This window comes from Flavobacterium sp. TR2 (assembly GCF_025252405.1).
Taxonomy (GTDB): Bacteria; Bacteroidota; Bacteroidia; order Flavobacteriales; family Flavobacteriaceae; genus Flavobacterium.
In genome coordinates this window covers 3872719-3884593 of sequence record NZ_CP104307.1, presented here as the reverse complement: position 1 = coordinate 3884593, position 11875 = coordinate 3872719, and the positions used below count along the sequence as shown (strand labels likewise).

Genomic DNA, 11875 nt, shown 5'->3' with positions numbered 1-11875 from the left:
GAATATGGCAGATAACGATATAAAAAAATTACACGGAAGAGCCGAGTTAATAGAATACTTTAGAAATGGAAGAATTCCGAACGAAACTCATTTTAAATCACTGATCGATTCTGTAATTATTCAGCACGATGATGGAATATCCAAAGACGAGGAAAACGGTTATAGCATAACTTCTTTAGGAACATCGTCCAGATTAATTACTTTTTACAAAAACATTGACCGTTTAGAGCCTTTTTTTTATGTTGAAAAAGATTTGCTGGACAAGCCGAGCCTTAAATTCCGATCAGATACATTAAAATCTGAGGCAACAGATGAAGAGAAATCATTTTACTTTCATAACGACGGAAGTTTAGGAATTGGGAATAAAAGTAAAAATAACTTTAAGCTGGATGTAAATGGTTTTACCGCTTCTAAAGGAAGAACGGGAACTTACAACAAAAACAAAGAAATTCCCGCCGATGGTGAATGGCACGACATCACTCCTGAGTTGGATAATTGCCAAGCATTTGAAATTGTGGCACGCGCAGGAATAAAACACTCCGGAAGATTTTCTATCATGCACGCTATAGCGCTAAGCACATTTGGAAAATCACGGTCTAAAATTAGAAAAACCCGTGCTTATTATGGATCATTTTGGTCGATTTGGAACAAATTGAACTTACGCTGGCATGGCACCACGCATAATTACAAACTGCAAATGCGTTCGAATTCGAATTTTGGTTCTGGTGCAATGATATACTACACCATTTGTGAACTTTGGGATGATGAACTTTTTGTGCCTGCCAATTGCTATTATCCGAAGAAACAAGATAGTTTTATTGATAAGGAGAATCAGAATAAGAGAATTTAATTGCGACATCAGAATACTGAATACATAAAAACATGATTGAACCTCGGTTTATAAATAAAAACATAGATCCTACATCTGATTTTGAAGTTATTTTAAAACAGGCAATAGATTTAGTGCAGCGACTAACAGGGCATCTATGGACAGACTATAATATTCATGATCCGGGCATTACCCTTTTGGAGCAGTTGTGTTTTGCACTAACCGATTTGCATTATAAGGCAAATTTAAGCACCGAAGATATCCTAACCAATAGCAGAGGGCTGATAAACAGGAACCAGCACGCCTTTTTTGAAAAAGAACATATTTTGACGTGCAATCCTGTAACGGTTAGTGACTTTAGAAAAGTTATTTTAGACAAAGTAAAGGAAGTAAACAACATCATGTTTAATCCAGTTCTTTCTGTGCACGGCAGCCATTACATAAAAGGGCTTTATAGAATTGTAGTAAGAGCCAATGAAACCATAACCAATCAGTTTGTTACCGATAAAGAAGCGGAAGAAAAGTTTAAAGAAAAGATTAGAAAACTAACGCTCTCCAAACGCAATATTTGTGAAGATATAATGGGAGATGTCATTATCTTAAAATGTCAAAATATAGCCATTCATGCAAATATTAGCATTAAATACACCTCAGCTCCCGAAGAAATATTGCTTAGAATCTACAATAAGATCGAATCTTTGCTAAACCCTAAAATCCGATTTTATTCTAAATCCGAACTGCTGGACATGGGATATGCTATCGAACAGATTTACGACGGCCCCTTATTAACCAACGGAATACTATTAGAAAAAGATTTAAAACCTATTGCTACAGAAATAGATCCGATAGATGTTACCAATACCATAACGGTGCTGGATGGTGTTAGTTACATTCAAAATCTAACCATAGAGAATCTTGACGATTGCGATACTGAAGAAACAGCTTCTGATGAAAATGATGTAACAGAAAAAACAGATAGTTTGCCGTTTCGGTTAAAGAAAGATCATTTTGCTTATTTAGATAAAGATACTTTTTTAAAAAACGTAAAATTATATTCAGACGACTATCGCATTCCGATCAATGAAGCGCTTTTTTTAGAGTTGTATGAGCACAGAGAGCCTTTAAAAACTCAAATAAAAAAAGAGTATGCAGACAAAAAACACAGCCGTGATATTAAAGCAGGCACTTACAAAGACGTGGGAACTTACTATTCGATACAAAATTACTTTCCCGCTGTCTATGGCATAGGCGCAAACGGATTATCTAAATCTGAAACAAAAGAGCGTAAAGCAGTTGCCAAACAGCTCAAAGCCTATTTGCTTTTTTTTGAACAGATACTCGCAAATTATTCGGCGCAATTGGCAAATTTAGGAAACCTGTATGCGACCGACTTAAGCAGAAAGAATCAGAAGTCATATTATACCCAAGATCTTTATGCGGTTCCTGATATTCGAGAGATATTAAAAGAATACAATCAGAATGGTGATAATCGCGCTTCGTTTGTAAATGAAATGAAGTGGGAAAATTTTCAAAGCGATGAAGACAATGGCTACATGAAAGCCTTGTTAAGCGCTGTAGAGACGCCAGAAATCTACATAGACAGAAAGAATAAAATATTAGACCATTTACTGGGACGATTTAATCGTAAACTCAGCATTTATCCTATACTGCAGTATTTTAATAGTTATATTGGAGGAAGCAATTTGGAGCGCGATACCTTTGTGCTGCAGTGGAAAGCTAATGTTTTAAACCATTTGCTCCATATCGATCAAGGCAAAATTAAAGGTTACGACTATTCGTCTCAGGTTAACCTAATGTCTGGTTTTGAATATAAAATATCCTTGTACCTCAATATCAACCATCTGGAATACCCTAGTTTAACAAAGTTTAAATCAAGGAAAGAAAGTCTCATGCGACGAAGACTGACAGATGTTTTTAACAATGCAGACAAAAAATATATCATTACGCCAGTGAAACCAGAACCAGCCGCCGAGCAGGAGCAGGAAATAGATATTGTCGAATTTAATGATGAGAATCTTGCTGTAGTAAGCAATGTGATAGAAAATATAGAAGGAGCCGAAAACTTAGAGATAGACAGCATAAATCAATCCTATATATTCAATTCGCAGACTATTTCGGTCTTAGAGTTCGGAATTATGAAGGAGAACTACAAAATAATTCCTAAAGATGGCAAATACATCATTATATACAAACCGCCTCAAAAAGATAGTATAAGCCCAGAAGAAAAATGGCAGGCAATTGGCAGCTATAAAATAAAAAGCATGGCAATGAATGCCTTGAATGATGTAATAGAATCCTTAAAGAGACTAAGCATAGAGTCCGAAGGGTTTCATCTGGTCGAACATTTATTGATGCGCCCCAAACTAGATCAGCCTAATTTTGGATTCAGCTATTATGAAAGCGAAGACAGCATACTTTTTAAAAATGATGAATGGACTAGTTTTGAAGAAAGAGAGAGACGCTTGACAAAACTAAAAAATGCAGTAAAAAACCTAGGAAAGAAAACGCCAGGAGACGATTTTGATTTTAAAGTTAAATTTCTTGACGACGAAGAATTTACTCTTGTCAATACAGCCATATTCAGTAAAAAAAGTCAAGATTTTGACGGAGATCTTAAAAAGGTCATAGCTGAAATCCATAAAATGCAGGAAAATAAAATTTTCAGATATCCGTGCATCGAACTTCTTGCAAAACTATCAGGCAATGGAGTGGTTAATGAAAATTTTTACAGTTTAAAAGCCACTATTGTTTTGCCTGCATGGCCAGCCCGTTTTCAGGATAAGGAATTTAAAATGTTTGCTGAGGATTTGATAAAAGCAATTGCACCGGGCTATCTGACTTTAAATTTTAAATGGCTGGGCATTTCGAGAATGCAAAAGTTTGAAGCGCTTTATTTTGAATGGCTCGACGCAATAAAAACTGATGCAGATCCTCAGGCGAGATTAGCATCATGTGAGGCTTTAACAAATTGGCTGCGGGAAACGAATATCAATAAGCAGAAATAAAAACATATTTTTAAATGAACCCCCAGAAACACATCATACAGCAGCAAGTTGTTGAGGTAGATTTTTATGATAAATCTGCCACACAAGATGTGTTTGCACAATTCAGCCGACTCTTTAAAACGAAACTGGGAGATATTACCAACACACTTTTAGACAATACGGTAAATGCTCATAATTTTATTAAGATAGACCAGCTAGAATTAAACATTGGCACATTAACCTATCCGTTTACCGATGATGAATTTGCCGATCTCTATGAGCAGGCATTAGAAAAAGCGCTGTTTGATTATGCTACTCTGCATAACATCAGCAATAGCGGTTCAGCAATAGAAAACAATCAAAATGTTCAAAATTTTCTAATAAGCTGTATGGAGCTGCTGCATTTTTTTTTGAGCAATGGCGTATTGCCGTGGTGGGCGAGCGGGGAGGTGTTTACACAGCCTGACAAAACTTTTTTGAAGCTGTTTAAAGAAAATCCTGAACAGCTAAGAGGTTTAATTCTTAAAACAGGAGTAGAAGAGCAAGTCAGAAAACGTTTGGCGCAACAGTTTAATGATGAGATTATCAAAAACATTATCACTCTTCTAATACCGCTGCAGGCCAATTTTATCAGCCGCTATTTTGATAATGTAGTGAAGATTCAAAAGCAGAAAGAGATTATAAAAACGCCACAGAAAGCATTTGGACAAGCATTATGGTATTTTATTCTGACCTACCTGCTAGTAGATATGGGAGGACATTTTGAACGCAGGTTTTTTGTAAAAAGAACATTATCGCAAATGGCCTCTCACTTTAATGTATCGTACGAGAGCATTTTAAAATTATTGGCAGATGCCATTGAAACCAATCCAGAATTAATACGGTCAGATAAAAATTTCACGATATATATAAAAGAGCTTAGAGAAGAAGTAAGAACTGGTTTGGAAATAAACGAATCCTTTGATTTTGAGAAGCATTTAGAAGAAGAAAAGGCAAAAAATCAGTTTGAAGCACTGCATTATTATTTCTTTTTTGGGTCATTGCCTTTAGAGTACGGTTATTACACACCTCAAAAAATCAGTTTGCTGCTAGATGCCATCATCCAAAAGCATCCAGAAGAATTGATCAATATATTTAGCAGACAGCACAACATAACACAATTTACAGAACGACTAATGGCGGTGGCGCCAGAAAGTGCTTTACTGGCTATAATACGCATTATGCAACCTGCAAACGCTGATTTTATCATTAACTATTACCAAACTACCGTAAAAATTCAAAACAAAAAAAATCTCATAAAAACCAATGAGCGAGAGCTGAAAAAAGCAATCTTAAAATTTATTTTTTCTTTTCTTTTGACTTCGCATAGCAGTTTGTTTAGCGCTAAAATGTTTGTAGAAAATAATATTAAAAAGCTCGCACAACATTATAATATAGATTATCAGACCTTATTGCTATTGATGGCGCAGGGTATGGCAGAAGCTCATGCTATTGTAAAAGACCAATCTTCGCTATTTTTTATTTTCACCGAAATTTTGGGCGAAATGCGAACTGGCTCAGTAAACAAACTGGTTGAAGAGGACATGGTTACAGAACTGAGAAAGGAAGGAAGAAACATAACAAAAAACAGAAAAGAAAAGATAGATGCAAAATACGCTGATAACCTTGTATTGCAAGATTTATTTTTGTTTTGGTTTACGCAGGGCACTATACCGTGGTGGGCAAAAGAGCAAAAAATAACAGTTACAGCCGAATTATTTCAGGAACTGGTAAACAAAGAACCAACCATTGCTTTATTGGTTATGAAGCAAGCTGCGCATCTGGGCTTTAAAAAGCAGGAAATACTGAATAGCATATCTAAATCGGTATTGCAGCTTTTGGAAAAGCTTCCAGAGAATGAAAACGTTTTTAAAATATGGAGTGAATTCCAGAAACTGGAAGCAATTTCTGAAATGGGTATTTCGGCAGACCTTTTGCGCGGTGTTTTGCTAAAGTCAATACTCGAAACGTACCATCAGTTGCAGTTTAATTCTTTCGATGTGCAGCTTTTTTATGCAATCTTGATTAACTTCCTTAAAAAAACGGCAAGAGTGCCTGAAGAAAAAATAGAGCAATTCTTTGCAGCTCAATTCAAAGAAAATAAATTGTCTTATCTGAAAAACGTTATAAAAGACGCTGTTCAAGAAAAAGACAGTCCATTTGATATTGATAAATCGGTTTTGTTTCTAGATAGAAATGCGTTATCTGCTGCCAGCGATCTAGAGAAAAATTACCAATTTTCATTTGATGAGTTTAAGCTGTTGACAAAATCAAACGATATGCTTAAAATGTCATTGAGTAAACTGGTCAATAGAGCCTATGAAATTCTAAAATATTACCTGCTGCATAACAAACTTCCCGATGATATAAAGATTGACGACCAATTGGTAATGGCAAATTTTATCGAGAGACTGGCAATCGTAATTTTTGAACAGGATCAGAATTTGCTGCACAACCTGATGCGTCAGGATAATGCGTCGGCTGAAGCGAAAATATCGCTACACAACAATTTCTCAAAACATAGCAGTCAGCAGGGACGAAATATTGCAAATTTGCTTGGCGAATACGAAGAGAAGGATTTTTTAATCTATATAAAACAAATCTGGAAACAAGATCAGGCTTTTGCCAATTTTACTGAAATAATTCATTTTATTAAACATCAAAGCAGTGATCTTGCACAGCAGCAATTGCATAAACAAGTGCTGCAATTGGGGAATGCCAGTTTGCATTATGCGGGCATATATAAAGGAGCAGAATTTGCGGCCATGATAAAATCATTGGCAGACAACACATTTTATGAGCTCATCACCAAACATATTTATATTTTGAACATAGCGGTTAAAGACTCTTTTGAACGGGAAAAGCTGTTATTATATTTTAGAGAGTTTGGCTTTTATTGGGTAGCGCAAAAAAACGCAGAAAATGTAAATCTGTTTTTTTATAGATTTCTGGCATTTTTGAGTCATAAAAAAAACTGGGACATCAAACATCTCTATCAACAGCTTGCAAATGTTTCAGAAGATATAAAACTGCTTAATAATGTCTCGCTGCAAAATGTAGTTTCAACTATGCAAAAAGAGGCGCAAACTTATCTGGCACAATATAAATACAGGCAAGAAATTTTGAACAATGTTAAAGATGAGGTTTTAAAACAGCTAAATATGGAGAACAACGCCACAGCAATGGAAGAAAAGAAACCGGATGCAATAATGGATCAGGATGAAACTATAAAATTAAAAGAAGGAGAGAAGGTTTATATCGAAAATGCAGGACTGGTTTTGCTGCATCCGTTTTTGAGCACCTTGTTTGATCGTACCGGTTTAGTGAAAAATGGCGAATTTGTAAATGATGAAGCCAAATTTAGAGCCCCGCATTTATTGCAATATCTTGTTAATTTCGAACAGGAAAGTCCAGAACACGCCTTACTGCTTAATAAAATTTTATGCGGTATAGAGTATCAAGAAGCAGTAGCATCGGGCATTGTTTTAACCGAATTAGAAATGAATACCGCCAATGAACTGCTTTATGTGGTAACGCAGCACTGGGAAAAATTAAAGAATACTTCGATTAGCGGACTTCAGGAAAGTTTTTTGCAGCGCAGCGGTTCTTTATGTTTATCCAGTGAAGGATGGACTCTGGTAGTAGAGAACAAAGCTTATGATGTATTGCTGCAAACACTCCCTTGGGGATTAAGTTTTATTAAAAATTCATGGATGACCGAACCAATATTTGTAGAATGGAGCTAGACACCTTAAAACAAAACGCAGAGACGCTTACAGCAGAATTACAATGGTTAGAAGAGATTATCAGCGTAAGCATGAAATTGTACTGGAATGAAGAATGCAATTATAAAAGCATTGCAGAAATACTTCCTCCAGATTTATCGGGGAATGATTCTCCATACGCTGGAATTTTAAAGCACTATCAGATAAATTTTTCAGAACGCGTGGTTTTATTGCTCGCTTTGGCAACGCACATACAGCCCAAATTGCTGGATGTTTTCCTAATTAAAAATGCCGCTTATGATAAAGGTTTTACAGAATTTGGAGGTTTAAAAGGCCAAAATTTTGGAGGCTTTATACCAACAGGAGAGACAGCAGCTTTTTTATTGGCTTCTAATGATCTTGAAAAACGTTTTAGAATTTCGGAGCTATTCTCTGATACTCATAAATTTAAAAAGTTTAATATTTTAAGCCTTGAACCCAGTCCTGCAAACGAACCTTTTTTAAGTGGCGCGCTGACGCTGTCATTAGAATATTTGAGCTATTTTACTAAAGGAACTTCGCATAAACCTGATTTTAATGCCAGTTTTCCAGCCAAAAGAATCACAACTCAAGCAGTATGGGAAGATTTGGTTATCGAGCATACCACGATGACAGAAGTAATGGAAATTAAGGATTGGATCGTATACGGACCAACACTGCTGAACGATTGGGGCTTGCATAAAAAAATTAAACCAGGGTACAGATCTTTGTTTTATGGACCGCCGGGAACAGGTAAGACAATGACGGCTTCATTATTAGGGAAGTCAACCGGATTAGAAGTCTATCGAATTGATTTGTCTATGGTGGTCTCTAAATATATTGGGGAAACGGAGAAAAACCTGTCCAATATTTTTGATCAGGCCGAACATAAAAACTGGATTTTGTTTTTTGATGAAGCCGATGCGCTTTTTGGCAAACGTACCCAAACGAGCAGTTCAAACGATAGATATGCCAATCAGGAAGTATCGTATTTGCTGCAGCGTATCGAAGACTTTCCGGGGGTTGTTATTTTGGCAACCAACCTCAAAGCCAATCTTGACGAAGCCTTCAGCCGACGTTTTCAATCGATGATTCATTTTCCAATGCCAAGCCCGCCTCAGCGAAAAAAGCTATGGGAAAAAGCTTTTGCTGAAAAGATTGTTTTAGATAGTGATGTTAATCTCGACGAAATTGCCCAAAAGTTTGAACTAGCAGGCGGAGCCATAATAAACGTACTTCGATATGTATCGCTAATAGCCATAAAACGAGGAGACAGCAAGGTTGCAAAAAAAGACATTATAAGCAGTATTAGAAAAGAATTTGGCAAAGAAGGAAAGATAGTGCAGTAGATGCAAAATCGTGCAGTGGTTTTGTTTCCCGCTTGCGATATTTCCTTTTCTAATTATGCTTAACCTCAAAATTTAGTTAGAAAAATTAAAAGTCTTGCAGCTCGACTTCTGCCATGCTGCTTTTAGAACTATGGTAATGAGGAAGAGGATTAGTGACTCTAATGATTAATCGATTCGCATTTCCGCCATTGATGTGATGATAACTTCCATCGACATTCAATATTGAAAAAGGAAAACCTAAAAAGTCTGAGATTAACATTGGAGTCATATCGCCGCCAAGATTGAAAAATGAACCTGGCTTCTTAATTTGCATCACCAGCTGTTCTTGCGAGATGCCTGTAACAAATCCAGAATACTTGTGATAATGCGAGTTAAGGTAATTTCCTAACTCCCTTCGGAAAAGATCTACACTGCCAATTGGTGCGCCTAGATATTTTAAGGCATTAAAAAGACAATCGCCATTTGGATCAATCCAGACAGCTTCGCGTCCTAATGTTAGTAATCTATCTCTTTGGATATCTGTCGGTCTATAGGAGCGTTCTCTTCTTTCTTCTATCGCTTCAATTCCATTTTTAGAAGTTTTGAGATCGAGTTCTTTGTTCATCGGGCGAAACTCTTGGAGTTCCATAGTTAAACCGTTAAACACTTTGTAATGAAATGGCCTGTATTCAACTCCGTATTTTCTAGCGACATCCATTACTTCATGATAGGTATGGATAGGGGTTAATGACTGATTGTATTGGGCAGCCCAATAAGCAAAGATACCTTGTGCCAAAGCATCAAGTTCTGATTCTCCTTTTGAGTGCAATTCTCTTCCTTCCGGATTATCATTCAAAGCCAGCGTGCAAAGTTCTAGCATTCTCGCAGTTGTCATCGATCTTCCAGCTTCAATAGGAACGCCATTGGCTCTGGCAAGTACAGTAACAGGGTCATATTCATCGCGCGTACCTACGTTGTGTCTTCCTTTTGATCGCTTATTTAGTTTATCCGTATCAGAGGGCTTAAAGCTAGCCTTTAAATCAAGTCCCATTAAAATAGAGTCTCGGAGCCTTTCCAATGCCGTTTCTGGCGGGCGTCTTTTATAAGCCATGGCTTTAGAAAGTTTTTCGCCTTTTTTTCCAGAATATCTATCTGATAGCTCTCTAGATTTTGGGTCAAGCTCATCTTCAACAGGCTCATCAAAATCAACCAGCTCTATTTCGTCAAGATCTCTTTCAGACATTCTGGTTTTAAATGAATTAAGTTCAACCTCGTATATTTTCAAAATGAAATGTTTAGATGCTTTCCATGCAGAACCCCCAGGACCGTGATCTGACTTTGTCATCATGGGCACCATTTCATAAAGTTCTCCGTTCTCATTCACTCCAATTTGGTTATAGGCTTCTTTTTTTACCTCTGGAGCAATAACTTTTCCAAATTTTTGAAATATACTTCCAGCGCCTTGATCAGACGTGATTTCCATTAAGTCATGCAATATTTCTATATTATCGATAACGGAAAGACCAGAAGTTACAAGCAAAGCATCAAAATCTCTCGAAACAGAACTGCTTCCCGAAAAGTTATACGAACCCCCCAGTTTGAATTTCATTTTAAAAGTGGCCAATGCGCTTCCAGTGCTGCTATATTGCCTAACGATCCATTGCATTAGGGTAATTCTTAATGAGTTTAATTTTTGGGCGATCTCATCATTTCTTATGATTTGAGATCCAAGCTCTACCTCAAATTCTTGATTTTCTTTAAGATGCGGATCTAATTCATAACCTACCGCCAGTGCCAGCTCAAAATAATCGTCAAATTCTTTCCATTCGGCTTTGTTTCCTCTCACACCTGTTATTTTACTCGATACACTTTCAGATATTACTGCCATTCCAACTCCTGAAGCAGCTGCCCATCTGGCAACAATTTCCGCCACTTTCTTCGTATTATTGATGAGAAGAAGCGGTATTCCTCGTTGAAATGCAACATATGATGGATTGTTGAGAAGAGGTTTTTCAGCATTTTCCCAAATTGTCATTATTTTGACAGCTTCCTCAATAATTTTACTGACAATAAAGTCTACAGCATCTTCCTCAACAATCACTGGGCCTATTTTTAAATAGCGCTGCACGGCAGCATTTTGCGAAGATGAGGTTGTAGACTTCAGTTGATTTGCCGAAGTATTGTTGGCGCTTAAGTTTAAAGCGTTTTGCCCCATCACATCTGCTTCATTCTCCAACCCAGCATCATCATTCACATTTACATTGCCTTTCATCTGTAAGGTAGGCTGTACACGACCTTGCTTTTGCTGCACGACGTGCCAAGCTTCATGAGGCAAATGCTTTTCTTGCCCAGATGCAATATGGATATCAGTTCCCTGCGCATAAGCGTGTGCCTGCAATTGCGCTGGTTTGTCAGAGTTGTAATGGACCTTTACGTCATCCATACTATAACCCGAAAGGTTTTCAATGCCAGATTTTAGATTGTCGGGCAAGCCAGTGCTGTTTTCTTTTTTTTGTATGGGTAAAGCAAATTTGCCTTGCAGCGGTTCTTCTTCCTCAATACTTTGTTTTTGCACCGGAATAGGTTTCATCTGTAGTTCTTCCTCAACATCTTTCTTCTGTATAGACAAGGGAGAATTAGCGATAGCTTGCAATTGCAAAGCTTGTGTTACCTGTTCACTGTTATTTGCGGTATTTTGCAGTTGCATTTGAACAGCAGCTGCAGGATCTAGGCTAGAAAAGTCCGAAGTAAGATTATCGTTGTTTTTCTTTTGAGTAACGTTTAATGCCTTTTTATTTTTATTTTCCTGTTCTTTATTAACGTAAGAATTCATAATTTGCTTTTAAAAGTTTGATTATTGAGTCTATATGAAATTCCAGTATAATTTTATTAAAAATATTTTTTACGGATAAGCATATTCATAGGTATAAC

General features: G+C 36.8%; 5 protein-coding genes. 4 read left to right on the top strand and 1 reads right to left on the bottom strand.

Annotated elements, in window-relative coordinates:
* Nucleotides 1–4 precede the first annotated feature (4 nt).
* The 4 genes from N4T20_RS16980 to N4T20_RS16965 are packed head-to-tail and all read left to right on the top strand — an operon-like array spanning nucleotide 5 to nucleotide 8965.
* Nucleotides 5–850, top strand: coding sequence for a hypothetical protein (locus N4T20_RS16980; protein ID WP_260670309.1), 846 nt, complete (start codon nucleotides 5–7; stop codon nucleotides 848–850).
* A 32-nt stretch (nucleotides 851–882) separates the two neighbouring features.
* Nucleotides 883–3855, top strand: a complete 2973-nt coding sequence (locus N4T20_RS16975; protein WP_260670308.1) for a hypothetical protein — start codon at nucleotides 883–885, stop codon at nucleotides 3853–3855.
* A 14-nt stretch (nucleotides 3856–3869) separates the two neighbouring features.
* Nucleotides 3870–7619, top strand: a complete 3750-nt coding sequence (locus N4T20_RS16970; RefSeq protein ID WP_260670307.1) for a contractile injection system tape measure protein — start codon at nucleotides 3870–3872, stop codon at nucleotides 7617–7619.
* Nucleotides 7610–8965, top strand: a complete 1356-nt coding sequence (locus N4T20_RS16965; protein WP_260670306.1) for an ATP-binding protein — start codon at nucleotides 7610–7612, stop codon at nucleotides 8963–8965. Before N4T20_RS16970 ends, N4T20_RS16965 begins: the two co-directional genes overlap by 10 nt.
* Before the next feature lie 85 nt (nucleotides 8966–9050).
* Here N4T20_RS16965 and N4T20_RS16960 read toward each other — a convergent pair whose 3' ends face one another.
* Complete coding sequence (locus N4T20_RS16960; protein WP_260670305.1) at nucleotides 9051–11777, bottom strand: DUF4157 domain-containing protein; 2727 nt, start codon at nucleotides 11775–11777, stop codon at nucleotides 9051–9053.
* Nucleotides 11778–11875: the final 98 nt, after the last annotated feature.